General features: G+C 56.3%; 19 protein-coding genes. 13 read left to right on the plus strand and 6 right to left on the minus strand.

What is annotated here, in order from left to right; translation table 11 throughout:
* Positions 1 to 23 precede the first annotated feature (23 nt).
* Positions 24 to 2,003 (minus strand): bifunctional tRNA (5-methylaminomethyl-2-thiouridine)(34)-methyltransferase MnmC2/FAD-dependent 5-carboxymethylaminomethyl-2-thiouridine(34) oxidoreductase MnmC1, encoded by a 1,980-nt coding sequence (gene mnmC / locus ACZRJQ_RS08510; protein WP_463977918.1) that lies wholly within the window; start codon positions 2,001 to 2,003, stop codon positions 24 to 26.
* 139 nt (positions 2,004 to 2,142) lie between these two features.
* Between mnmC and pap the strand changes: the two genes are divergently transcribed.
* A complete protein-coding gene (pap, locus tag ACZRJQ_RS08515; protein WP_463977919.1) occupies positions 2,143 to 3,657 on the plus strand; it encodes a polyphosphate:AMP phosphotransferase in 1,515 nt (504 codons plus the stop codon).
* 84 nt (positions 3,658 to 3,741) lie between these two features.
* Here the strand turns inward: pap and ACZRJQ_RS08520 are convergent, their stop codons facing one another.
* On the minus strand, positions 3,742 to 5,133 hold the full coding sequence (locus ACZRJQ_RS08520; protein ID WP_463977920.1) for a class II fumarate hydratase: 1,392 nt from the start codon (positions 5,131 to 5,133) through the stop codon (positions 3,742 to 3,744).
* A gap of 193 nt (positions 5,134 to 5,326) precedes the next feature.
* On the opposite strand from ACZRJQ_RS08520, the gene ACZRJQ_RS08525 reads away from it, so the two are divergent.
* From ACZRJQ_RS08525 to ACZRJQ_RS08555, 7 genes are all read left to right on the plus strand, one after another.
* Positions 5,327 to 5,842, plus strand: a complete 516-nt coding sequence (locus ACZRJQ_RS08525) for a DUF2059 domain-containing protein (RefSeq protein ID WP_463977921.1) — start codon at positions 5,327 to 5,329, stop codon at positions 5,840 to 5,842.
* Between the two features lie 11 nt (positions 5,843 to 5,853).
* On the plus strand, positions 5,854 to 6,150 hold the full coding sequence (locus tag ACZRJQ_RS08530) for a BolA family protein (protein WP_463977922.1): 297 nt from the start codon (positions 5,854 to 5,856) through the stop codon (positions 6,148 to 6,150).
* A gap of 111 nt (positions 6,151 to 6,261) precedes the next feature.
* Positions 6,262 to 7,200, plus strand: a complete 939-nt coding sequence (gene trhO / locus ACZRJQ_RS08535; protein WP_463977923.1) for an oxygen-dependent tRNA uridine(34) hydroxylase TrhO — start codon at positions 6,262 to 6,264, stop codon at positions 7,198 to 7,200.
* 1 nt (position 7,201) lies between these two features.
* Complete coding sequence (locus ACZRJQ_RS08540) at positions 7,202 to 7,837, plus strand: DsbA family protein (protein WP_463977924.1); 636 nt, start codon at positions 7,202 to 7,204, stop codon at positions 7,835 to 7,837.
* Positions 7,830 to 9,641 carry an ABC transporter ATP-binding protein gene (locus ACZRJQ_RS08545; RefSeq protein ID WP_463977925.1) on the plus strand — a complete coding sequence of 604 codons (1,812 nt, stop codon included), beginning with the start codon at positions 7,830 to 7,832 and terminating at the stop codon, positions 9,639 to 9,641. Before ACZRJQ_RS08540 ends, ACZRJQ_RS08545 begins: the two co-directional genes overlap by 8 nt.
* A 283-nt stretch (positions 9,642 to 9,924) precedes the next feature.
* Complete coding sequence (locus ACZRJQ_RS08550; protein ID WP_463977926.1) at positions 9,925 to 12,384, plus strand: EAL domain-containing protein; 2,460 nt, start codon at positions 9,925 to 9,927, stop codon at positions 12,382 to 12,384.
* 43 nt (positions 12,385 to 12,427) lie between these two features.
* A complete protein-coding gene (locus ACZRJQ_RS08555) occupies positions 12,428 to 13,213 on the plus strand; it encodes a TenA family transcriptional regulator (protein ID WP_463977927.1) in 786 nt (261 codons plus the stop codon).
* Positions 13,214 to 13,288: 75 nt separating this feature from the next.
* Here ACZRJQ_RS08555 and ACZRJQ_RS08560 read toward each other — a convergent pair whose 3' ends face one another.
* The 4 genes from ACZRJQ_RS08560 to ACZRJQ_RS08575 all read right to left on the minus strand — a co-directional run bounded on the left by ACZRJQ_RS08560 (position 13,289) and on the right by ACZRJQ_RS08575 (position 16,844).
* Positions 13,289 to 14,029 carry a YciK family oxidoreductase gene (locus ACZRJQ_RS08560; RefSeq protein ID WP_463977928.1) on the minus strand — a complete coding sequence of 247 codons (741 nt, stop codon included), beginning with the start codon at positions 14,027 to 14,029 and terminating at the stop codon, positions 13,289 to 13,291.
* A gap of 45 nt (positions 14,030 to 14,074) precedes the next feature.
* Positions 14,075 to 14,746, minus strand: coding sequence for an N-acetylmuramic acid 6-phosphate phosphatase MupP (gene mupP / locus ACZRJQ_RS08565; protein WP_463977929.1), 672 nt, complete (start codon positions 14,744 to 14,746; stop codon positions 14,075 to 14,077).
* Between the two features lie 3 nt (positions 14,747 to 14,749).
* The gene (gene ubiG / locus ACZRJQ_RS08570; protein ID WP_463977930.1) at positions 14,750 to 15,448 is read right to left on the minus strand and encodes a bifunctional 2-polyprenyl-6-hydroxyphenol methylase/3-demethylubiquinol 3-O-methyltransferase UbiG; all 699 of its coding nucleotides are present in this window, start codon (positions 15,446 to 15,448) and stop codon (positions 14,750 to 14,752) included.
* Positions 15,449 to 15,512: 64 nt separating this feature from the next.
* On the minus strand, positions 15,513 to 16,844 hold the full coding sequence (locus ACZRJQ_RS08575; protein WP_463977931.1) for a TRZ/ATZ family hydrolase: 1,332 nt from the start codon (positions 16,842 to 16,844) through the stop codon (positions 15,513 to 15,515).
* 107 nt (positions 16,845 to 16,951) lie between these two features.
* Here ACZRJQ_RS08575 and mtnA point away from each other — a divergent pair, with 107 nt between their 5' ends.
* The 5 genes from mtnA to hisC all read left to right on the plus strand — a co-directional run bounded on the left by mtnA (position 16,952) and on the right by hisC (position 24,502).
* On the plus strand, positions 16,952 to 18,028 hold the full coding sequence (mtnA, locus tag ACZRJQ_RS08580; protein ID WP_463977932.1) for an S-methyl-5-thioribose-1-phosphate isomerase: 1,077 nt from the start codon (positions 16,952 to 16,954) through the stop codon (positions 18,026 to 18,028).
* Between the two features lie 350 nt (positions 18,029 to 18,378).
* A complete protein-coding gene (gene gyrA / locus ACZRJQ_RS08585) occupies positions 18,379 to 21,039 on the plus strand; it encodes a DNA gyrase subunit A (RefSeq protein ID WP_463977933.1) in 2,661 nt (886 codons plus the stop codon).
* Positions 21,040 to 21,198: 159 nt separating this feature from the next.
* Positions 21,199 to 22,284 carry a 3-phosphoserine/phosphohydroxythreonine transaminase gene (gene serC, locus ACZRJQ_RS08590; protein WP_463977934.1) on the plus strand — a complete coding sequence of 362 codons (1,086 nt, stop codon included), beginning with the start codon at positions 21,199 to 21,201 and terminating at the stop codon, positions 22,282 to 22,284.
* Positions 22,284 to 23,378 carry a prephenate dehydratase gene (gene pheA, locus ACZRJQ_RS08595; RefSeq protein WP_122783292.1) on the plus strand — a complete coding sequence of 365 codons (1,095 nt, stop codon included), beginning with the start codon at positions 22,284 to 22,286 and terminating at the stop codon, positions 23,376 to 23,378. The genes serC and pheA overlap by 1 nt, the downstream gene beginning before the upstream one ends.
* A gap of 11 nt (positions 23,379 to 23,389) precedes the next feature.
* Positions 23,390 to 24,502: a histidinol-phosphate transaminase gene (gene hisC, locus ACZRJQ_RS08600; RefSeq protein ID WP_463977935.1), complete on the plus strand. Its 1,113-nt coding sequence runs from the start codon at positions 23,390 to 23,392 to the stop codon at positions 24,500 to 24,502.
* Positions 24,503 to 24,521 lie beyond the last annotated feature (19 nt).

Below are 24,521 nucleotides of genomic sequence, written 5' to 3' on the forward strand. Positions count from 1 at the left end.
GGGCTCCTTTGAGTGTCGTGGCGCTAAAGCCCTTTGATCAATGCCCGTAAGGCAAAGCGATTGGGGTGACACGCTTCGGCGATGCTACGAGGTACGGGCAAGGGCTCATGATTGATCCAGGCCGCCAGTATTTCACCGGACAATGGTGCCGTTATCAGGCCGCGAGAACCGTGACCACTGTTGACGTACAAACCCTCAAGCCAAGGGCAAATAACCTGCGGCACTTGGCGGGCGTCTTTGCGCAATACCGCATAGGCTTGGGCAAACAGTTGTGGGTCAGCCAGTGGCCCGACAATCGGCAGGTAATCGGGGCTGGTGCAGCGAAAAGCTGCCCAGCCTCTGAGGGTCTCTGGGTTCAATTGCTCGTCGCCCAGTTGCTGAGCAAGCGGTGGGGATATTTCCTGCAATAAATCCAGATTGCCCTGATGACCTTCAGGCGTGGTGGTCAGGTCTTCGTTATGAAAATCGAAGCTGGCGCCCAAGGTGTGCTCACCCAGCCGTCCCGGAGCGATATAGCCTTCAGCACACACCACGGTTTTCAATGCTGCGCTGCCCTCGGTCTCGCACAGTTGGGTGATTTGCCCACGAATGCGTTTGAGCGGTAAACCGCTGGCCGGGGCAAACCGCTTAACCTCGGCAGCCCCGGCCAGAATCACCACCGGCGCGCTGGCCAGTGGTTTTCCGTCCTGAGAGGCTTGCCATTGGTCGTCGACTTTGTTCAGTTGCAACACATCGTGGTGGGTCAGCACTTGAACATTGGGGTGCATGGCTTGGTACTGACACAGCGCAGGCGGATGCACCCAGCCTCCTTCGGGGTAAAACAACCCGCCGTGTGCCAGTTCAACCCCCGCCAGCGCTTGCGCCTGTGGCTGGTCGAGCAGATGCACCAAGGCAAAAGGAAAGGCCCCGGCCAACTGCGCTTGCCGCTCAGCTTCTTTGGCATTGAAACCTAGCTGTAACACGCCACAGTCATCCCAATCACGCCCGCGTTGCAGTTGTTCCAATAAGCGACGGGTGTAACCGAAACCGCTGACAATCAGCTGCGACAAGGCTGTGCCGTGAGCCGAGAGTTTCAGATACAGCACGCCTTGCGGGTTGCCTGAGGCTTCTTTGGCCAAGCGCTCGTGGCGCTCCAGCAGACACACCTGCCAGCCGCGACGGGCCAGACTGTTGGCGCTGGCGCAACCCGAGAGCCCGCCACCGATCACCAATGCTTTGCGCTCACCCGTGTGGTGAGGCGGGCGGGCGAACCACGGCTTTACACCGGGCTCGGATGCAGCCAGTTCTGGCACGCCAATAAAGCTGCCGCGCAAAATTTCCCACTTGTGGCCGATGCCGGGCGTACGCCGCATCTTGAAGCCCGCTTCGTTAAGTGAGCGCCGCACCCAGCCAGTGCTGGTGAAGGTGCTGATCGTTGAACCGGGCGCTGCCAGACGCGCCAATTGTGTAAAGAGCGCTGGCGTCCACATGTCCGGGTTTTTCGCCGGGGCAAACCCATCCAGAAACCAGGCGTCGATCTGCGCATCCAAATGCGGCAGCTGCTCAAGTGCGTCGCCGATTAACAGCGTCAACGTCACTCGGCCATTGGCCAGAGTCAGGGTTTGAAAGCCCGGATGAATGGCGAAATAGGCGGCCAGCAATTGTTCGCTGTAGCTGGCAAGCTCTGGCCACAAGGCTAGGGCGCGCTGCAAGTCGGCGCGGGTCAGCGGGTATTTTTCAACGCTGATGAAATGCAACTGCGCATCGGCTCGGGCCGTCTGCTCAAACAATTGCCAAGCGCACAAAAAATTGAGCCCGGTGCCGAATCCGGTCTCACCGATGACCAACTGGCCCTGGGCGGGCAGGGCAGCAAAGCGCTCGCTTAGGGCGTTTTGTTCGATGAAGACATAACGGGTTTCTTCGAGCCCCGATTTGTCAGAAAAATACACGTCATCAAACACCCGAGAAAGTGGGCGACCTTGTTCATCCCAGTCAATCTGGGCATTGGGCATTTCAGTAGTCATGTGCGGCTCGGCAACGGCAAGGCGGCCATTCTAGCTGATCGGGCAGCGCGTGCTTGACCCATGACAGTTTTGCGCGGTTTGTTCCTACGCAATGGCGAGCAATCCGCTAGTCTTGTCGCATCTTGCCAGGGAGCTTTCCATGTTCGAATCCGCCGAAATCGGTCATTTCATCGACAAAGAAACCTACGACAACGAAGCTCCCGCCTTACGCGAAGCCTTGCTTGAAGCTCAATTCGAACTCCAGCAGCAAAAGCGAAACTCGGTCATCGTGCTGATCAACGGCATTGAAGGGGCCGGTAAAGGCGAGACGGTCAAACTGCTGAGTGAGTGGATGGACCCACGCTTGATTGAAGTGCGCACCTTCGACCAGCAAACGGATGAAGAGCTTGCCCACCCGCCGGCCTGGCGCTACTGGCGTCAGCTGCCGGCCAAAGGCCGCATGGGCGTGTTCTTTGGCAACTGGTACAGCCAAATGTTGCAAGGCCGGGTGCATGGGGTGTTCAAGGACGCTGTGCTTGATCAAGCCATTAACGGCGCAGAGCGGCTGGAAAAAATGCTCTGTGATGAAGGCGCGGTGATTTTCAAATTTTGGTTTCACTTGTCCAAAAAACAAATGAAAGCTCGCCTCAAAGCCCTTAAGGACGACCCGCTGCACAGCTGGCGCATCAGCCCTCTGGATTGGCAACAGTCAGAAACCTACGACCGATTTGTACGTTTCGGTGAACGAGTGATACGCCGCACCAGCCGCGACTATGCGCCGTGGCACATTGTTGAAGGCGTAGACCCGTATTACCGCAGTTTGACGGTAGGCAAAATTTTGCTAGAAGGCTTGCAGGCGGCGCTCAATACCCCCAAGACCAAAGTCCGCTCGACCAACGTGCCGCCTCTGCCGGAAAACCGTGACGGCTTGAGCCTGCTCGATTGTCTGGACATGACCTTGCACCTTGATAAGGACGATTATCAGGAACAACTGATTACCGAGCAGGCAAGGCTGTCGGGCCTGATGCGAGATAAGCGCATGCGTCGTCATGCCTTGGTCGCTGTGTTTGAAGGCAACGATGCGGCGGGTAAAGGCGGGTCGATTCGGCGAGTAGCTGCGGCGCTCGATCCGCGTCAATACAGCATCGTGCCGATTGCTGCGCCTTCTGAAGATGAGCGTGCGCAGCCTTATCTCTGGCGGTTTTGGCGTCACATTCCTGCACGGGGCAAATTTACGATTTTCGACCGCTCTTGGTATGGCCGGGTGCTGGTGGAGCGGGTCGAGGGTTTTTGCACCCAGGCTGACTGGATGCGCGCCTATGGCGAAATCAATGATTTTGAAGAGCAGCTCAGCAATGCGGGCGTGATCGTCGTGAAATTCTGGCTGGCGATTGATAAGCAAACTCAGCTCGAGCGTTTTGAGGAGCGAGCAGCCATCCCCTTTAAACGCTTCAAAATCACGGAAGAAGATTGGCGTAATCGTGAGAAGTGGGATGTTTACCGCAATGCCGTGTGCGACATGGTGGATCGCACCAGTACCGAAATCTCCCCTTGGACGCTGGTCGAGGCCAATGACAAGCGCTGGGCGCGGGTTAAAGTGCTACGCACCATTAACGACGCACTCGAAGCTGCTTTTGAAAAACGCGACAAGCACGACAAAAAGCACAAGAAGTAAGCCCCGCAGGCAATGCTTGTGGTAGCCGCCTGCGATCTTTTGATCTGCATCACAAGATCGCAGGCCGCGCTTCACACTGGGCGCTTAATGCTTGCCAGGCCCCAGCATGTTTTCGGGGCGAACCCATTGGTTGAACTCGTCATCGGTCAGATAACCCAGCGCCAATGCGGCCTCACGCAAGGTCAAACCTTCGGCGTAGGCCTTTTTGGCAATTTCAGCTGATTTGTCGTAGCCAATGTGTGGGTTAAGTGCCGTCACCAGCATCAGCCCGCGCTCCAGATGCTCTGCCATTTTCTCTGCGTCTGGCTCAAGGCCTGTCACGCAGTGTTTTTGGAAGTTGGTGCAGCCATCGCCCAGCAATTGAATGGATTGCAGCAGATTGTGGATGATCACCGGCTTATACACATTGAGCTGCAAATGACCTTGGCTGGCAGCAAAGCCAATGGCCACGTCGTTGCCCATGACCTGACAGGCCAGCATCGACAGCGCTTCGCATTGGGTTGGGTTGACCTTGCCCGGCATGATTGAGCTGCCCGGCTCATTGGCGGGGAGTTTGATTTCCGCAAGGCCGGCGCGAGGGCCGGAACCCAGCAGGCGAAAGTCGTTGGCCAGTTTCATGAGCGTTACAGCCAGCGTTTTAAGGGCGCCCGACAGGGTGGTCAGTGGTTCATGCCCGGCCAAAGCCGCAAACTTGTTAGGTGCGCTAACAAATGGCAACCCGGACAACGCCGCCAGTTCAGCCGCAATCGCTTCGGCAAAACCGTGGGGGGCGTTGAGCCCCGTGCCGACTGCCGTGCCGCCCTGAGCCAGTTCGCATACGGCAGGCAATGCCGCACGTATGGCCTGCTCAGCGTAATCGAGTTGGGCAATGTACGCCGAAAGCTCTTGGCCAAACGTAATGGGCGTCGCATCCATCATGTGGGTACGGCCTGTTTTGACCAGTTTCATGTGGCGTGCAGACAATTCCGCCAGCCCGCCTGACAACTCGCTGATGGCGGGCAGCAGGTGTTCGTTCACGGCTTTGGCGGCAGCAATGTGCATGGCGGTCGGGAAACAGTCGTTGGAGCTTTGCGAGCGATTGACGTGATCGTTCGGGTGTACGGGTGACTTGCCGCCGCGGCCTTTGCCCGCCAGCTCATTGGCACGCCCGGCAATCACCTCGTTCGCGTTCATGTTGCTTTGGGTGCCGCTGCCGGTTTGCCACACCACCAGCGGGAATTGATCGTCGTACTGGCCCTCAAGCACTTCATCAGCGGCCTGCTCGATCAGGCGGGCGATATCAGCAGGCAAGTCGCCATTGCGATCGTTGACGCGTGCGGCGGCTTTTTTAATTAGCACCAGCGCGTGCAGCACGGCCAACGGCATTTTCTCGTTGCCGATGGCGAAGTTGATCAGCGAGCGCTGAGTCTGAGCCCCCCAATAGGCCTCATCCGGTACGTTCACTTCGCCCAGGCTGTCGGTTTCGATACGGCTCATCAGGCTCTTTCTCCCAAGGGTTTGATCATGCAGCTTAGGCGCTGATTAGCCAGGGGGGTTCAATCTTTAGTTTTAGAGGCGTTCGTCTGAACGTTGAGAACGACTATCAGTTTCGGGGTTGAGTGACGCACTTTGTTAGGCGCAGAATGGGCGCCCTTGGGGTTCGACCTCGCTTGCTAGAAAAGGAAACTCGATGACCCGTCTTCGCGCCCTCTGTACTGCGGTTGCTCTGGTTTGCGCCAGCGGCCAGGTTTTCGCCGATACCGCCAGTCACGCTGCCAGTGCTGAAACGTTCCTCAAACTGGCACATGCCGACAAGCTGGGCACCCCGGTGTACATGCAAGTGCAGCAAATGTTTGCTCAACGTTTTGAGCAAACCAAAGCGCCAGCGTCCAAGAAAGCACTGCTCGAAACCTATCAGGCCAAAGCCAACACTGCGCTGGACCAAGCCATTGGCTGGAACAAGCTCAAACCAGACATGATCAAGCTGTACACCGCCAACTTCAGCGAGCCTGAGCTTAAAGAGCTGGTTGCGTTCTACCAGTCGCCGCTGGGCAAAAAAGTGTTGGAAAAAATGCCGCAGCTGACTCAGCAATCGGCACAACTGACTCAGGCCAAGCTGGAAAGCGCGGTGCCTGTGGTCAACAAACTGCTGGCTGACATGACCGCAGAGCTGGAGCCACAAGCTCCTGCGGCTAAAAAGAAGTAAGCGGAGTCTGAATGAACATGCAACAACGTATCGAATCGACGCTGAGCGCGTTGCAACCCGAGCATTTGAACGTGCTGGATGAAAGCCACATGCACAGTCGCGGGTTGCAGACCCACTTCAAAGCAGTGGTGGTCAGCGAGCAGTTCGCCGGGCTCAACAGCGTCAAACGCCACCAAAAGGTTTACGCCACCTTGGGTGACTTGATGGGCGAGTTCCATGCGTTGGCCTTGCACACGTACACGCCTGAAGAATGGGCGAAAATCGGCACAGCCCCGGCTTCGCCGACCTGTGCTGGCGGTGGGCACTAGTTGGCTTAACACGCCGGCTTTTTGCTAGAATCCGCAACGCGCCGCTTCGCCGGCGCGTTTTTTTTGCATCCGGTTCACCCCTTACGAGGGTAGCCACCTGGAGAGAGCCCCATGACTGCGCCAATCGTTGTCGCTGCACTGTACAAATTCGTCACCCTTGAAGACTACGTCCAACTGCGCGAGCCCTTGCTTAAAGCGATGGTCGACAACGGTATCAAGGGCACCTTACTGATTGCCGAAGAAGGCATTAACGGCACGGTTTCGGGCAGCCGCGAAGGCATTGACGGGCTGATGGCCTGGCTCAAGAACGACCCGCGCATGGTCGATATTGACCACAAAGAATCCTACTGCGATGACCAGCCGTTCTATCGGACTAAGGTCAAGCTGAAAAAAGAAATCGTAACCCTCGGCGTAGAAGGCGTAGACCCGAACAAAAAAGTCGGAACCTATGTTGACCCCGAGAACTGGAACGCGCTGATCAGCGATCCAGAAGTGCTGCTGATTGACACGCGTAACGACTACGAAGTGTCGATTGGCACGTTTGAAGGCGCTATCGACCCAAAAACGACAAGCTTTCGCGAGTTTCCTGATTACATCAAAGCCAATTTCGACCCGGCCAAGCACAAAAAAGTCGCGATGTTTTGCACCGGCGGCATTCGTTGCGAAAAAGCGTCGAGCTACATGCTCAGCCAAGGCTTTGATGAGGTGTATCACCTTAAAGGCGGGATTCTGAAGTACCTCGAAGAGGTCCCTCAGGAACAAACCAAGTGGCAGGGCGACTGCTTCGTGTTTGACAACCGTGTCACGGTGCGCCATGACCTGAGCGAAGGCGAGTACGATCAGTGCCATGCGTGCCGCACCCCGATCAGCATTGAAGATCGTGCGTCTGAGCACTATCAGCCGGGCGTCAGTTGCCCGCATTGCTGGGACAAGCTGAGCGAAAAAACCCGTCGCAGCGCGATTGACCGCCAAAAGCAGATCGAATTGGCTAAAGCGCGTAATCAGCCGCACCCCATTGGTCACAACTACCGCAAACCTGCTGAGGCCTGATATGTCTGCGCGCCTGCTCTATGTGATGGACCCTATGTGTTCTTGGTGTTGGGGGTTTTCGCCCATTGCTCAGGCACTGGTTGAGCAGGCGCAAGCGGCGGGAGTGGAGCTGCATTTGGTTGTGGGCGGTTTGCGCACTGGCGCAGGCGCTGCGTTGGAGCCTGCTGCGCGCCGCTACATTCTTGAGCATTGGCAGGCCGTGGCTCAAACCACTGGCCAGCCTTTCACCTTCGAAGGTGCGTTACCAGACGGTTTTGTTTACGACTGCGAGCCTGCTTGCCGGGCAGTGGTGGCAGCACGCAGCTTGGCGCCGGATTGCGCGTGGGAGCTGCTCAAACTCATCCAACAGGCGTTTTATGTGCAAGGGCGCGACGTGACGCAAGCCAGCGTTTTGGTTGAGCTGGCTGAAAAAGCAGGCCTGCCGCGTATTGAGTTTGCCGCCGCGTTTGACAGCGCTGAGCAGTATGCCGCGACCGCAAGCGACTTTACCTGGGTGCAAGACTTGGGCATTGCCGGGTTTCCCACCTTGTTGGCCGAGCGTAATGGCCAACTGGCATTGCTGACTAACGGCTATCAGCCAATTGAACCCCTGTCTGATCTGCTCAGCCGCTGGCTTGAGCGTGCCACACGTGTGTGACGCGTCTAAGCAGTCGTCCTCCGTTACGGATCGTTTGAGCTGGGGCGAAATTCGTCGCTTGGCCCTGCGTCATAAAAAAGCCTTGTGGATCGCCAACGGCGTGGCGGTGCTCGCCACGCTGTGCAGTGTGCCCATCCCCTTGCTGTTGCCGTTGTTGGTCGACGAAGTGTTGCTGGGTAATGGCGACGCGGCGCTGAAGGTCATGAATCATTGGTTGCCAAGCGCTTGGCAGACGTCGGTGGGCTACATCGGCTTGATGTTGGTCATGACTCTGATACTGCGTTGTGGTGCGCTGGTGTTTAACGTGCTGCAAGCGCGGCTTTTTTCGCGTTTGGCCAAAGACATCGTGTTTCGGATTCGCCTGCGCTTGATCGAGCGTTTGAAGCGGATCTCGCTGGCCGAGTATGAAAGCTTGGGCAGTGGCACCGTGACCACACACTTGGTCACGGACTTGGACACTCTGGACAAGTTTGTCGGTGAAACCCTGAGCCGATTTTTGGTGGCGATGCTGACGCTGGTCGGAACGTCTGCGATTTTGCTGTGGATGCACTGGCAGCTGGCGTTGCTGATTCTGCTGTTCAACCCCTTGGTGATTTACGCAACGGTGCAATTGGGCAAGCGGGTTAAACACCTGAAAAAGCTCGAAAACGACAGCACGGCGCGTTTTACCCAAGCCCTGACCGAAACCCTGGATGCCATTCAGGAAGTGCGTGCTGGCAATCGGCAAGGTTTTTTTCTGGGGCGTTTGGGGTTGCGCGCACGTGAGGTACGGGATTTTGCCGTCGCCTCGCAATGGAAAAGCGACGCCTCGAACCGGGCCAGCGGGTTGTTGTTTCAGTTTGGTATCGATATTTTCCGCGCGGCAGCCATGCTGACAGTGCTGTTCTCTGACCTGTCGATTGGCCAGATGCTCGCAGTGTTCAGCTACCTGTGGTTCATGATCGGGCCGGTTGAGCAGTTGCTGAATTTGCAGTACGCCTTCTATGCGGCGGGTGGCGCGGTCACTCGAATCAACCAACTGCTGGCGCGGGCCGATGAGCCGCAATACCCGGAGGGGATTAACCCGTTTGCGGGGCGAGAAACCGTGGGCATCGAAGTGCGCGACCTGAGTTTCAGCTATGGCGAAGAAAAGGTTCTGGATGGCCTGAATCTGACCATCGCTGCAGGTGAAAAGGTGGCCATCGTCGGCACCAGTGGCGGCGGTAAAAGTACCTTGGTGCAGTTGCTGCTGGGGCTTTATACGCCGCAATCGGGGAGCATCTACTTTGCGGGCGCCAGCCAGCCCGATATCGGTTTGCACACTATTCGCGAGCACGTGTCGGTGGTGCTGCAACACCCGGCATTGTTCAATGACACTGTGCGGGCCAATTTGACGATGGGCCGTGAACGCACTGATGAAGCGTGCTGGCAGGCGCTGCACATCGCTCAGCTCGACGGCACTATTCTTGCTCTACCGCAGGGGTTGGACAGCATCGTCGGGCGCTCCGGCGTGCGTTTGTCGGGTGGCCAGCGTCAGCGGCTGGCGATTGCGCGCATGGTCTTGGCCGAGCCCAAAGTGGTGATACTCGATGAGGCCACCAGCGCTCTGGATGCTGCCACGGAATACAACCTGCATCACGCTTTAGCAAAATTCTTGAGTGGCCGCACCACATTGATCATTGCTCACCGCTTATCTGCTGTAAAACAGGCAGACAGAGTGCTGGTGTTTGATGGCGGACGTATTGCTGAAGAGGGTGATCATCAGCAATTGATTGCTGACGGTGGTCTTTACGCCAAGCTGTACGGCCACTTGCAGCAGTCTTAACGCTCGCCTTGTATTCAAACTATTCAGCTAAAACCACGAAACCGGCCTTAGTAGCGAGCTCCTAAAGCGGCTTATCTGTGAACAGCATCACATGTTGTGCGTGCGGGTTACGTCGTGTGTCGTGGCGCGATAAAAATTCTTTCATGCGGTGGGATGTTCGGCCAAGGTCTTACTAAAGTAAGTCAGAGGGCTGAGGGTTTGGTTTGTCGGAAAGTAGCCTAGTCTCCAGATATTAAAAAGCAGTCTCTGGTTGTTAACTTGCCGCCTGAATCATAAGGAAGCCATGAAACATACGCGCACACTCGCAACCCCAAGGCTGTTGGGTATTGTTTGGCCCTTTATTGCCGTTGTGTTGTTTCAGGCGCTTTTGGGCTGCGTCAGCCTTTACATGTTGTCTGCGGTGAGAAGTTATGTGGCGGGTGAGAGTTTATGGTCCAAAGGCCAAAAAGACGCCATTTACTACCTCAGCCTGTATGCCGATAACCGTGATCAAGGGACTTTCGACAAATACCGGCAAGCCATCAAGGTTCCTCAGGGTGGGCATGACCTGCGCATTGCAATGGATCAGTCCCCGCCAGACTTGGCTGCCGCTCGCCGAGGCATTCTTGAGGGCGGCAATAGCCCCGAAGACATGTCGAGCATCATCTGGCTCTACCGTTACTTCCGTCATTTCAGTTATCTGGACACTGCGATCAAAAAGTGGGCGGTGGGCGATAACTACCTGATTGAGCTCGATAGGCTTGCTCAGCAAATGCACGCCGCGATCCAGGCCAATCAAGTCACCCCTGCGGATGTAGCCCGTTGGAAATCGCAGATATTGGCCGTGAACGAAGGCGTAACGCCGGCCGCCAAAGCCTTCAGTGATGCGTTGGGTGAGGGGTCACGCTTTATTCTGAAACTGCTGGTGGTCGTTAACTTGGCCACGGCACTTGGTCTGATTCTTTTGGCGCTCTTGCGTACACACAAAATTCTGGCTCAGCGCCGAGATTTTGCCGAGGCGCTGCAACTAGAGAAGGAGCGGGCGCAGGTAACGCTGGAGTCGATTGGTGATGGGGTGATTACCACCGATGTGAGCGGAGCGATTGCTTACATGAACCCTGCGGCTGAAATGCTCACCCATTGGAAGTCAGAACAGGCTCAGGGCGTGCCATTAACTGCTTTGTTCAAGATGCTGGATGACAAAGCGCAGGATGACGGCTTTAAGCTGATTGATCAGCTACTCAGTGGTCGGTTGGACAACAACGGCGATCATTCCAAAATCATGCAGCGTACGGATGGCAGCACGGTGTCAGTCACGCTAATGGGGGCGCCGATTCATAGCGCCGGCAAGGTCAGTGGCGCAGTACTGGTGCTGCACGACATGACCCAAGAGCGCCAATACATCGCCAATCTTTCTTGGCAGGCGACCCATGATGCGCTGACGGGGCTGGCTAATCGCCGTGAATTTGAATACCGGCTGGAGCTGGTGCTGCAGAACTTGGGGCGTCAGCAAGGTCGGCATGCGCTGATGTTTCTCGATCTTGATCAATTCAAGCTGGTCAACGACACCTGCGGCCACGCGGCAGGTGATGAATTGTTGCGCCATATTTGTGCGTTGCTGCAATCCGGCTTGCGCGAAGGCGACACTCTGGCGCGATTAGGTGGCGATGAGTTCGGCATTCTGCTGGAAAACTGCCCTGCGGATATGGCACAAAAAATTGCAGAAGGTTTGCGTCAAACCGTGCAAAGCCTGCATTTTGCCTGGAAGGGGCGCCCGTTTCTGAGCACCATCAGTATTGGTTTGGTGAACATCCAGCAAACGCCGGCCACCTTGGAGTCCTTGCTTCGCGCCGCCGACATGGCGTGCTACATGGCTAAGGAAAAGGGCCGTAATCGGGTGCAGGTTTACCATGCCGACGACTCTGAGTTGTCATTGCGCTTTGGTGAAATGGCGTGGGTGCAGCGTTTGCATGTTGCCCTGGAAGAAAACCGGTTTTGTCTCTACTCCCAAGAAATCACCCCGCTGGCACAGGGCGCGCATGGGGGCGGGCATCTGGAGATTTTGCTACGTCTACACGATGAGAACGGTAGCATCATCATGCCTGACAGTTTTATTCCGGCGGCCGAGCGCTATGGCCTGATGACTTCTATCGACCGCTGGGTGGTCGAAAACGTATTCAAGTTGATTGCGGAGTGTTCGGCCAAAGGCTCTGAACGGCCAATGGCGATATGTGCAATTAACTTGTCGGGTTCAACCATTGGTGATGATGAATTTTTAAGCTTCTTGCATGAGCAGTTTGAATGTTATGGCGTAGCGCCGGAGTTGATTTGCTTTGAGATTACCGAGACTAGCGCTATTTCAAACCTGGGCAGTGCCATTCGTTTTATCAATGACCTTAAGGGATTGGGTTGCCACTTTTCGCTGGATGATTTTTGCGCCGGGATGTCATCGTTCGCCTATCTCAAACATTTGCCCGTCGACTTTCTGAAAATTGATGGCAGTTTTGTTCGTGACATGCTGGACGACCCTATTAATCGAGCTATGGTGGAAGTGATCAATCACATTGGTCATGTGATGGGTAAACGTACGATCGCCGAGTTTGTGGAAACACCGCAAATTGAGCAGGCACTGATCGAGATTGGTGTCGACTTTGCTCAAGGCTATGTCATTGAACGCCCGCAGTTGTTCACCTGTGACAGCTTGTTGTATCGACCTAAGCGCTCATTACCTGTTGTCTTGAGGTCTCCGGGTACTTTTCGTTGATTTTTTGTGTGTTTTTAAATCACCTTTCAGAAGGAACTTGATAGTGATCGACACCTTCAATCGTACCGGGCCGCTCATGGCTGCCAGCAGTTATCCGCAGTGGGCGCAGCAACTGATCAAAGAGTGCAACGAGAGCAAGCGCCGAGTGGTTGAGCATGAAATCTATCAACGTATGCGCGATAACACGCTTAGCCCCAAAACCATGCGCACCTACCTGATCGGGGGGTGGTCGACAGTTGAGCAGTTCTCGCTGTACATGGGCCGTAATCTGGGTAAAACCCGTTACGGGCGTCACCCTGGCGAAGACATGGCGCGGCGTTGGTTGATTCGCAATATTCGTGTTGAGCTCAATCACGCAGACTACTGGGTGCATTGGGCGCGTGCTCATGGCGTGAGCCTTGAAGACTTGATTGCTCAGGACATTCCGGCAGAGTTTCAGGCGCTTAATGACTGGTGCTGGCACACCTGCACGACGGACTCGCTAGCGGTAGCGATGGCGGCAACCAATTACGCCATTGAAGGCGCCGTTGGAGAGTGGTCAGCCGTGGTTTGCTCGACGAATGTGTACGAAGAGTCATTCCCGGAAGAAGGGCGCAAGCGCACCATGAAGTGGTTGAAAATGCATGCCCAGTATGACGATGAGCACCCGTGGGAAGCGCTCGAGATTGTCTGTACCTTGGTGGGCATGAACCCTGACCCGGCGTTGTTGGCTGAGTTGCGCAAGGCCATCTGCAAGAGTTACGACTACAAATATCTGTTTCTACAAAGTTGCCTTCAGTACGAAAAAACGCCTGAGCAGCGTGAACGTCGGGTGTTGGTCGAGAGTTGATCATCAATCCGTTAAAGGCAAAAAAAACCGGAGTCAGCGCTCGCACGCTGCCCCGGTTTTTTATGGGCAGTGCATTTATTGCGCGTCGAACGCCTGACCATTGATGCCTGTGCTGTCTGGCCCCATCAGGAACAGGTACACCGGCATGATGGCGTGCGGCTCCGGGTTGTTCTCCGGGTTTTCGCCGGGGTAGGCCAAAGCACGCATGCTGGTACGGGTTGCGCCGGGGTTAATGCTGTTGGAGCGCACAGGTGCAATGCTGTCCACTTCATCTGCCAAGGTTTGCATCAAGCCTTCGGTCGCGAACTTCGATACACCATAAGCGCCCCAATAGGCGCGGCCCTTACGGCCCACGCTGCTGGAGGTGAAAATCACCGAGGCATCTTGCGACAGCTTGAGCAGAGGCAGCAAGGTGCTGGTTAGCATGAACGTTGCGTTGACGTTCACCTGCATCACGCGCATGAAATTCTCGCCCGACAGTTGCTCTATCGGTGTGCGCGGGCCAATGATTGAGGCGTTATGCAGCAGGCCATCCAGGTGGCCGAACTCGGCTTCGATCATCGCGGCCAGCTCATCGTACTGATGCGGCTGTGCGGTTTCGAGATTGAAGGGGATGACCGCAGGTTGAGGGTGGCCCGCCGCTTCGATTTCGTCGTAAACCTGACTCAGGTTGGCTTCAGTTTTGCCCAACAGCAAAACTGTTGCGCCGTGGGCTGCGTAAGTTTTAGCCGCGGCGGCACCGATGCCACGGCCAGCCCCTGTAACCAGAATGACACGGCCCTTAAGCAGCTCGGGGCGGGCGGAGTAATCAAACATAAAAAACCTCAACAAAAATCAAAGATCGTACGCTGTGCCCATTTATCAGCAGCTGCACATCGCGTTATCCAGCACCTTGCGCAGTTCGGCCGGGTGGTCGACCACTACATCCGCGCCCCAATGATCTGGGTTGTCGTCCGGGTGGATGTAGCCATAGCGTACGGCTGCCGTTTTGGTGCCCGCATCGCGGCCAGATTCGATATCGCGCAAATCGTCACCCACAAACAACACGCTGGCCGGGTCCAGATTCAGCATTTTGCAGGCCAGGGTCAGCGGTTCAGGGTCTGGCTTGCTCTTGGTCACGTGATCTGGGCAGATCAGCAGGGCAGAGCGCTCAGCCAGGCCTAGTTGCTCCATGATGGGCTGGGCAAAGCGCACGGGCTTGTTGGTGACCACGCCCCATACAAGGTGAGCCTTTTCGATATCAGCCAGCAACTCGGCCATGCCGTCAAACAGCTTGCTATGCACAGCGCAATCGCGCTGATAACGCTCAAGAAACTCCAGTCGCAGTGCTTCAAAGCCCGGAGACTCTGGGTCCATGCTGAAGGTAGCGGCAACCATCGCGCGTGCGCCCCCCGAAATTTCATCGCGGATCAATTTGTCGGCGATCGGTGCAAGGCCGCGCTCAGCGCGCATGGCTTGGCAGATGGCGATAAAGTCCGGCGCGGTGTCGAGCAGGGTGCCGTCCATGTCAAAAAGAACTGCTCTTAAACGCATGCGTTATTCCTCGCGAAGGGTCTGAATCATGTAATTGACGTCAACATCGTTGGCCAGCTTGTAGTGTTTGGTCAGCGGGTTGTACGTCAGGCCGATGATGTCTTTGACGCTCAGGCCCGCTTGACGGCTCCAGGCGCCCAGTTCGGACGGGCGGATGAATTTTTTGAAGTCGTGAGTCCCGCGAGGGATCAGCTTCATGATGTATTCCGCGCCGATGATGGCGAACAGGTAGGATTTTGGATTGCGGTTGATGGTCGAGAAAAAGACCTGGCCGCCGGGTTTGACCATGCGATAGCAGGCGCGAATCACCGAAGACGGGTCTGGCACGTGCTCGAGCATTTCCAGGCAAGTGACCACGTCAAACTGCTCTGGCATTTCTTCGGCCAGCTCTTCGGCTGTGATCTGGCGGTACTCAACGTTTACGCCGGACTCAAGTTGATGCAAGCGTGCCACGGCCAACGGGGCTTCGCCCATGTCGATGCCCATAACAGTTGCGCCGCGCTGAGCCATCGACTCACTGAGGATGCCGCCGCCGCAACCGACGTCGAGCACCTTTTTACCGGCCAGTTGCACACGCTCATCAATCCAGTTAACACGCAATGGGTTGATGTCGTGCAGGGGCTTGAACTCGCTTTCGCGGTCCCACCAGCGATGGGCTAGCGCTTCGAATTTAGCGATCTCTGCGTGGTCAACGTTGCTCATGGGGTTTTCCTCTAAAGCTGAAAAATCTTGGTAGTGCTTCGGGCGCAGGCCCGAAGGGTCTTAATCAATAGGTGTGGCCGCTGATGCGCTCGCCCCAGGCTTTGGCTGTGGCGCAGAGCTGTTGTTCATCCAAGCGCGTGAGGCGTCGATCATCAAGCAGGTGTTTGCCTGCCACCCAAACATGTTTTACGCATTCGCGGCTGCTGGCATAGATTAGCTGCGACACGGGGTCGTAGACCGGTTGTTGGGCAAGCCCCGAAAGATCGAACGCCACCAGATCAGCTGCCTTGCCGACTTCAATCGAGCCGGTTTCGCTTTCTAGCCCCAAGGCGCGAGCGCCATTGAGGGTGGCCATGCGCAGTGCGCGATGGGCGTCCAGCGCGGTGGCCGAACCCGCGACGGCTTTGGCCAACAAGGCGGCGGTGCGGGTTTCGCCCAGTAAATCCAGATCATTGTTGCTGGCCGCGCCATCCGTGCCGATGGCGACATTGACCCCGGCTTGCCACAAGCGCTCAACCGGGCAGAAGCCACTGGCAAGTTTGAGGTTAGATTCGGGGCAGTGGACGACGCTGGAGTTGCTTTCTACCAGCATCGCGAGGTCGTCATCGCTGATCTGGGTCATGTGAACGGCCTGAAAGCGCGGCCCAAGCAAGCCGAGGCGAGCGAGGCGGGCAACCGGGCGTTCGCCGTTTTGCTCAAAGGCTTGCTGAACCTCAAACGCTGTTTCATGGACGTGCATATGAATGGCGGCGTCCAGCTCGTCAGCAATGACTCGGATCTTTTCCAGATTTTCATCGCCCACGGTGTAAGGCGCATGCGGGCCGAACGCAATTTTGATGCGCGGGTGGTACTTCAAATCACCGAACAATTCGACCGCTTGGCGCAAGGACTCATCGGCGGTGCTGGCGCCAGGAATCGGGAAATCCAGGATGGGGATGGCAATTTGCGCACGAATACCGCTGTTGTGGACGCGTTCGCTGGCGATTTTCGGGAAAAAATACATGTCACTGAAACACGTGATGCCGCCTTTAAGCTGCTCCGCAATGGCCAAATCGGTGCCGTCACGTACAAAGGCTTCATCGACCCACTTGGCTTCGGCGGGCCATATGTGTTGCTCCAGCCATGTCATCAGCGGCAAGTCGTCGGCCATGCCGCGAAACAACGTCATTGCGGCGTGCCCGTGAGCGTTGATCAGCCCCGGACTGAGCAGCACGTCGGGCAGTTCGCGGGTTTGCAGAGCGTTAAACTTCAAGGCGTCATGCCGCGTGCCGATGAATGCAATGCGCCCGTCACGGATGCCGACGGCATGGTCTTTGAGTACGACCCCGGCAGGTTCGACAGGCACCAACCAGGTTGGTAACAGCAATAAGTCGAGGGGCGTGGTCGGGGTCGGCATCGAGAACTGCTTCCAGTGCTTTATAAAAGGAGGCGAAGTATACCCGAGCGTCTTAAAGGTGGGCTCGCTATAATCTGCGGCTTTGTTTCTGGTTTTGGGGGGAAGGCATGCGCGATCGACTGTTGGCGGCGGAAAAGGTAAAGGCCATCGATTGGCGGGGTGAGGCCCTGTATCTGCTGGATCAGCGCAGTCTGCCCTTTGAAGAAAACTGGCTGGCCTACAGCAGTGCTCAAGGTGTTGCTCAGGCTATTGGCGACATGATTGTGCGCGGCGCACCTGCGATTGGTATTGCCGCAGCCTATGGTGTAGTGCTTGCGGCGCGTCAGCGAAAGGCGGCGGGGGGCGATTGGCTGGCTGCGTTGGAAGAAGATTTCGCCTTGCTGGCCAACTCGCGACCTACCGCTGTTAATTTGTTCTGGGCGCTCAACCGCATGCGTGAACGGCTGGGCCGTGTTCAAGGTAATGCCGATGTGTTGAAAGTGCTCGAAGCAGAAGCCATCGCCATTCATGAAAGTGATCGTGAGGCCAATTTGACGATGGCGCAGTTGGGGGTTGACCTGATTCGTCGTCATCAAGGCAATGCTCAGGCGGTGTTGACCCACTGCAATACGGGCGCGTTGGCGACGGGAGGCTTCGGTACTGCGTTGGGCGTTATTCGTGCAGCTTGGCTTGAAGGCATGATTGAGCAGGTGTACGCCGATGAAACCCGGCCCTGGTTGCAGGGTTCGCGCCTGACCGCGTGGGAGCTGGCCAATGAAGGTATTCCGGTGGTGCTCAATGCCGACTCGGCAGCGGCGCACATCATGAAAACCAAAGGTGTGACGTGGGTGATTGTGGGTGCCGACCGCATTACGGCCAATGGCGATGTTGCGAACAAGATCGGCACCTATCAGTTAGCGGTCAACGCGATGCACCACGGCGTGCGCTTTATGGTGGTCGCACCAAGTTCGACCATTGATATGGAGCTGGCCAGCGGCGAGGACATCCCTATCGAAGAGCGTGATGGCAGTGAACTGCTGGATGTCGGTGGCAAGCGGGTTGGTGCTGATGTGCAAGCGTTTAACCCGGTGTTTGACGTGACCCCCGCCGACCTGATTGATGTCATCGTGACCGAGAAGGGCATTGTCGAGCGCCCCGATGCGGCAAAAATGGCTCAGTTGATGTGTCGTAAGCGGCTGCATTGAGTGCCTGTGCCGGGCATCTGTATTTGCGCCATTGTGCCTAGCATGGTGGGTTTTTTACCGTCAATGCGGCGCTCATTGTGTGCCCAGGCCGCCTCATGGCGCGTTTAAGCCGATAACTGGCGCACTTACTGTGATCCATGCGCATCTGAGGGATAGGTGCGTGGCGGCGATTGTGATAACATCCGGCGGTTTCCAGGGTGGCCCAAGGGGTTGCCCTTACTGCGCAAATCCGTAACTTAACTCGTTGATTTGTCGTAAGTCGTTGCATGGCACTTGGTCAGCAGCGGCGAGCTTCGTTCGTCCCGAATGGATGTGGCGAAGTTTCACCCGAAAAAGGAATCAGGCTTCTCATGGGCGAACTGGCCAAAGAAATCCTCCCGGTCAATATCGAAGACGAGCTGAAACAGTCCTATCTCGACTACGCAATGAGCGTAATTGTCGGGCGGGCACTGCCTGATGCACGCGATGGCTTGAAGCCCGTGCACCGGCGTGTGCTGTTTGCGATGAGCGAACTGAACAACGACTGGAACAAGCCGTACAAGAAATCTGCCCGTGTGGTCGGTGACGTAATCGGTAAGTATCACCCGCATGGTGATACCGCTGTTTACGACACTATCGTTCGAATGGCTCAGCCATTCTCCTTGCGTTACCTGCTGGTAGACGGTCAGGGTAACTTCGGTTCGGTCGACGGCGACAACGCTGCGGCCATGCGATACACCGAAGTGCGCATGACCAAGTTGGCCCACGAGCTGCTGGCCGACTTGCACAAAGAAACCGTGGACTGGGTGCCGAACTACGACGGCACTGAAATGATCCCGGCCGTCATGCCGACACGCATTCCCAACTTGTTGGTCAACGGCTCCAGCGGTATCGCTGTGGGCATGGCCACCAATATTCCCCCGCACAACCTCGGTGAGGTCATTGACGGCTGCCTGGCGCTGATCGATAACCCTGAGCTGAGCATTGATGAACTCATGCAGTTCATCCCTGGCCCGGACTTCCCGACAGCGGCGATCATCAACGGTCGTGCAGGCATCATCGAAGCCTATCGCACGGGCCGTGGCCGTATTTACATGCGTGCCCGCTCGATCATTGAAGACATCGACAAGGTCGGTGGTCGTCAGCAGATCGTGATCACCGAACTTCCTTACCAGTTGAACAAGGCGCGTTTGATCGAGAAGATCGCCGAGCTGGTTAAAGAGAAGAAGCTCGAAGGCATTACCGAACTGCGTGACGAGTCCGACAAAGACGGTATGCGCGTTGTCATCGAGCTGCGCAGGGGTGAAGTGCCGGAGGTTATTCTCAATAACCTGTACGCACAGACTCAGTTGCAAGCAGTGTTCGGTATCAACATCGTTGCGTTGATTGATGGCCGCCCGCGCATCCTGAACCTTAAGGATCTGCTTGAAGCCTTCGTGCGTCACCGCCGAGAAGTGGTTACGCGCCGTACTGTTTTCGAGCTGCGTAAAGCCCGTGAACGGGGCCATATCCTTGAAGGTCAGGCCGTTGCCTTGTCCAACATTGATCCGGTCATCGCCCTGATTAAAGCCTCGCCAACCCCGTCTGAAGCCAAGGAAGCGCTGATTAGCACGCCTTGGGAGTCCAGCGCGGTAGTGGCAATGGTTGAGCGTGCTGGCGCTGACTCGTGCCGCCCGGACAACCTCGACCCGCAATACGGTCTGCGCGAAGGTAAATACTTCCTGTCGCCAGAGCAGGCCCAGGCCATTCTTGAGTTGCGCTTGCACCGTTTGACCGGTCTTGAGCACGAAAAACTGCTGGCCGAATACCAAGAAATCCTCAACCAGATCGGTGAGCTGATCCGCATCCTCAACAGCGCAGTGCGCCTGATGGAAGTGATCCGCGAAGAACTGGAAGTCATTCGTGCCGAATATGGCGACGTGCGTCGTACTGAGATTCTGGATCATCGTCTCGACCTGACGCTGGGCGACATGATCCCGGAAGAAGAGCGCGTTGTGACCATTTCCCACGGTGGTTATGCCAAGACCCAGCCTCTGGCTGCGTATCAGGCACAACGCCGTGGCGGTAAAGGCAAGTCGGCTACTGGCGTCAAGGATGAGGACTACATCGCTCACCTGTTGGTTGCTAACAGTCACACCACGCTGTTGCTGTTCTCCAGCAAAGGCAAGGTGTACTGGCTCAAAACCTACGAAATCCCGGAAGCCTCCCGCGCTGCCCGTGGTCGTCCGCTGGTAAACCTGTTGCCGCTGGGTGAGGGTGAGTACATCACCACCATGTTGCCGGTCGAGGAATACACCGAAGGTCACTTCATCTTCATGGCGACCGCCAACGGCACCGTGAAGAAGACCCCTCTGGAGTCCTTCAGCCGTCAGCGTAGCGTCGGTTTGATCGCTCTTGAGCTGGACGAAGGTGACGTGCTGATCAGTGCGGCCATCACCGATGGCGAGCGTGAAGTCATGCTCTTCTCCGATGGCGGCAAGGTGACACGCTTTAAAGAGTCTGACGTGCGTGCAATGGGCCGTACGGCTCGCGGTGTGCGTGGCATGCGTCTGCCAGAAGGTCAGAAGCTGATTTCGATGCTGATTCCTGAAGAAGGCAGCCAGATCCTCACCGCTTCGGCGCGTGGTTATGGCAAGCGCACCGCAATCAGCGAGTTCCCTGAATACAAACGTGGCGGTCAGGGCGTTATTGCCATGGTTAGCAACGAGCGTAACGGCCGTCTGGTCGGTGCCGTTCAGGTGCAGGATGGTGAAGAAATCATGCTGATTTCGGATCAGGGCACTCTGGTGCGTACCCGCGTTGACGAAGTGTCGAGCCTGGGGCGTAACACTCAGGGTGTCACCTTGATCAAGTTGGCCAGCGATGAAACGCTGGTTGGGCTTGAACGGGTTCAGGAGCCTTCGGAAGTTGAAGGTGAAGAGCTTGAGGGTGAAGGCGAAGGTGATGTTGAACTCGACGGTCAGGTCATCGCAGATGCCGACGACGAGCAACCACTAGACGCTGGCGCTGACGAAGAGCAACCGCAGGAATAAGCGGACCACACAGGGGGCGGATGAGAATTCGCCCCCTTGTTGTTTGTCCCGTATGAAAGTATCGACACCTTGTAGGCGCAAGCAACTGCGCATGTACTGTGAGCAAGGTGCTGATTGTTGATTTATTGCGTGACCCACCAAATCAGAGCGAGAGTGGATGTGAGCAAACGAGCCTATAACTTCTGCGCAGGTCCTGCTGCGCTTCCTGAAGCTGTCCTGTTGCGTGCCCAGTCAGAGTTGCTCGACTGGCATGGCAAGGGCCTCTCGGTTATGGAAATGAGCCATCGTAGTGATGAGTTCGTGTCCATTGCGACCAAGGCTGAGCAGGATCTACGTGATCTGCTGTCTATTCCCTCGAACTACAAAGTCCTGTTTCTGCAGGGTGGCGCAAGCCAGCAATTTGCTCAGATCCCGCTGAATTTGCTGCCTGAAAACGGCAAGGCCGATTACATCGATACCGGCATCTGGTCGCAAAAAGCCATCGAAGAAGCTTCGCGTTTCGGCAGCGTCAATGTGGCAGCAACGGCCAAGCCTTACGATTACTTTGCGATTCCCGGCCAAAACGAGTGGAACCTGTCAAAAGACGCGGCTTATGTTCACTACGCGCCCAACGAAACCATCGGTGGTCTGGAGTTCGACTGGATACCGCAAACGGATGATGTTCCGCTGATTGCCGACATGTCTTCAGACATTCTGTCGCGTCCTGTGGATGTTTCGCGTTTCGGCATGATTTACGCTGGCGCGCAGAAAAACATCGGACCAAGTGGCATTGTGGTCAACATCATTCGTGAAGACTTGCTGGGGCGCGCTCGCTCGATCTGCCCGACCATGCTCGATTACAAGGTCGCGGCCGACAACGGTTCGATGTACAACACGCCACCAACGCTGGCCTGGTACTTGTCTGGTCTGGTGTTTGAGTGGCTCAAAGAGCAGGGCGGTGTTGAGGCGATCGGCAAGCTTAACGAAGTCAAAAAACGTACCTTGTACGACTTCATTGATGCCAGCGGCCTGTACAGCAACCCGATCAACAAATCTGACCGCTCCTGGATGAACGTGCCGTTCCGCTTGGCTGACGATCGTCTCGATAAGCCATTTTTGGTAGGCGCTGAAGCGCGTGGCCTGTTGAACCTCAAAGGGCACCGCTCGGTGGGCGGCATGCGAGCTTCCATCTATAACGCTGTGGACATTCATGCAGTCAATGCGTTGGTGGCTTACATGGCTGAGTTCGAGAAGGAGCACGGTTGATGTCCGAGCAAGAACTCAAAGCGTTGCGCGTGCGTATCGACAGTCTGGATGAGAAGGTTCTGGAACTGATCAGTGAGCGTGCCCGCTGCGCACAAGAAGTGGCGCGCGTGAAAATGGCTTCGCTGGCTGAGGGCGAGGTGCCGGTGTTTTATCGCCCTGAGCGTGAAGCTCAGGTGCTCAAGCGCGTGATGGAGCGCAACAAGGGGCCGTTGGGCAATGAAGAGATGGCGCGCTTGTTCCGCGAAATCATGTCTTCTTGTCTGGCGCTGGAGCAGCCGCTGAAAGTGGCTTACTTGGGCCCTGAAGGCACCTTTACTCAAGCGGCAGCGATGAAACACTTTGGTCACGCCGTTATCAGCAAGCCGATGGCGGCGATTGATGAAGTGTTCCGTGAAGTGGCTGCGGGCGCGGTGAACTTTGGTGTGGTGCCGGTCGAAAACTCCACCGAAGGCGCTGTGAACCATACGCTGGACAGCTTTCTTGAGCACGACATGGTCATCTGTGGCGAAGTCGAGTTGCGTATTCACCACCATCTGTTGGTGGGTGAAAACACTAAAACCGACAGCATCAGCCGCATTTACTCCCATGCGCAGTCGCTGGCTCAATGCCGCAAATGGCTGGACGCTCACTATCCAAATGTTGAACGCATTGCTGTGTCGAGCAATGCTGAGGCCGCCAAGCGGGTCAAGGGTGAGTGGAACTCCGCAGCCATTGCTGGCGACATGGCGGCTGGCCTTTACGGCTTGACCCGTCTGGCTGAAAAAATCGAAGACCGTCCAGATAACTCGACGCGCTTTTTGATGATCGGTAATCAGGAAGTGCCGCCGACCGGCGATGACAAAACCTCGATTATTGTGTCGATGAGCAACCGTCCGGGGGCGCTGCATGAATTGTTGGTGCCATTCCATGAAAATGGGATCGATCTGACGCGAATCGAAACGCGTCCATCGCGCAGTGGCAAGTGGACCTACGTGTTCTTCATTGATTTTGCCGGGCATCACCGCGATCCGCTGGTTAAAAGCGTGCTTGAGCAGATCAGTCAGGAAGCCGTCGCACTTAAAGTGCTGGGCTCTTACCCGAAAGCGGTTCTCTGAGGCGGTATTAAATGAGTGGTGATTTCCTCGCCCTGGCGCAGCCGGGCGTGCAAAAGCTTTCGCCTTACGTCCCTGGTAAGCCAGTGGACGAACTGGCGCGAGAGTTGAATATCGATCCGGCTACGATCGTCAAATTGGCCAGTAACGAAAATCCATTGGGCGCAAGCCCGAAGGTTTTGGCGGCCATCAAGGCAGAACTGGCTGAGCTGACGCGTTATCCCGATGGTAATGGCTATGCACTCAAAAGCTTGCTGGCTGAGCGATGTGGGGTGCAGTTGGATCAAGTAACGCTGGGTAATGGCTCTAACGATATTCTGGAGCTGGTGGCGCGTGCTTATCTGGCGCCGGGCTTGAATGCGGTCTTCAGTGAGCATGCCTTTGCGGTGTATCCAATTGTCACTCAGGCGGTTGGTGCGCAGGCGCGTGTGGTGCCAGCCAAAGACTGGGGGCATGACCTGCCTGCCATGCTGCAAGCCATAGACAGCAACACCCGTGTGATCTTTATTGCCAATCCGAATAACCCGACAGGGACCTGGTTTGGTGTTGATGCGCTGAACGAGTTCTTGCAGGACGTGCCTGAACGTGTGCTGGTTGTGCTCGATGAGGCCTACATCGAATACGCCGAAGGCAGTGAGTTGCCCGATGGTTTGGACTTTCTGGCGGCTTATCCCAATTTGTTGGTATCGCGAACCTTCTCCAAGGCATACGGTTTGGCAGCCTTGCGCGTGGGCTATGGTTTGTCCACGGCAGTCGTTGCAGACGTGTTGAATCGTGTTCGCCAGCCTTTCAATGTCAATAGCCTTGCCTTGGCGGCAGCGTGTGCTGCGTTTCAGGATGAGGCCTACTTGACGCAAAGTCGCGAGCTGAATACGGCAGGTATGCAGCAGTTGGAGTGCGGGTTTGCCGAGTTGGGGTTGGGTTGGATACCGTCCAAAGGCAACTTTATAGCGGTTGATCTTGGGCAGGTTGCAGCCCCCATTTATGAAGGCTTGTTGCGCGAAGGCGTGATTGTGCGTCCGGTTGCCAACTACGGCATGCCGAACCATTTGCGCATCACGGTCGGCCTAGCGGCTGAAAATTCCCGGTTGCTTGAGGCGCTGGCCAAGGTTCTTGTTCGTGGTTGATGTCATGTCGGTGCAATCT

It is taken from the genome of Pseudomonas sp. E315, from assembly GCF_055406205.1.

Bases quoted from the DNA above. Each gene is read 5' to 3' on its own strand.
- ACZRJQ_RS08530 (WP_463977922.1), top strand. From the start codon at position 5,854: ATGAACATGCAACAACGTATCGAATCGACGCTGAGCGCGTTGCAACCC.
- ACZRJQ_RS08560 (WP_463977928.1), bottom strand. From the start codon at position 14,029: ATGTTTGATTACTCCGCCCGCCCCGAGCTGCTTAAGGGCCGTGTCATT.
- pheA (WP_122783292.1), top strand. From the start codon at position 22,284: ATGTCCGAGCAAGAACTCAAAGCGTTGCGCGTGCGTATCGACAGTCTG.
- ACZRJQ_RS08520 (WP_463977920.1), bottom strand. From the start codon at position 5,133: ATGAGCCGTATCGAAACCGACAGCCTGGGCGAAGTGAACGTACCGGAT.
- mnmC (WP_463977918.1), bottom strand. From the start codon at position 2,003: ATGACTACTGAAATGCCCAATGCCCAGATTGACTGGGATGAACAAGGT.
- mtnA (WP_463977932.1), top strand. From the start codon at position 16,952: ATGCGCGATCGACTGTTGGCGGCGGAAAAGGTAAAGGCCATCGATTGG.
- mupP (WP_463977929.1), bottom strand. From the start codon at position 14,746: ATGCGTTTAAGAGCAGTTCTTTTTGACATGGACGGCACCCTGCTCGAC.
- ACZRJQ_RS08525 (WP_463977921.1), top strand. From the start codon at position 5,327: ATGACCCGTCTTCGCGCCCTCTGTACTGCGGTTGCTCTGGTTTGCGCC.
- pap (WP_463977919.1), top strand. From the start codon at position 2,143: ATGTTCGAATCCGCCGAAATCGGTCATTTCATCGACAAAGAAACCTAC.
- gyrA (WP_463977933.1), top strand. From the start codon at position 18,379: ATGGGCGAACTGGCCAAAGAAATCCTCCCGGTCAATATCGAAGACGAG.
- ACZRJQ_RS08550 (WP_463977926.1), top strand. From the start codon at position 9,925: ATGAAACATACGCGCACACTCGCAACCCCAAGGCTGTTGGGTATTGTT.
- trhO (WP_463977923.1), top strand. From the start codon at position 6,262: ATGACTGCGCCAATCGTTGTCGCTGCACTGTACAAATTCGTCACCCTT.
- hisC (WP_463977935.1), top strand. From the start codon at position 23,390: ATGAGTGGTGATTTCCTCGCCCTGGCGCAGCCGGGCGTGCAAAAGCTT.
- ubiG (WP_463977930.1), bottom strand. From the start codon at position 15,448: ATGAGCAACGTTGACCACGCAGAGATCGCTAAATTCGAAGCGCTAGCC.
- ACZRJQ_RS08540 (WP_463977924.1), top strand. From the start codon at position 7,202: ATGTCTGCGCGCCTGCTCTATGTGATGGACCCTATGTGTTCTTGGTGT.
- ACZRJQ_RS08575 (WP_463977931.1), bottom strand. From the start codon at position 16,844: ATGCCGACCCCGACCACGCCCCTCGACTTATTGCTGTTACCAACCTGG.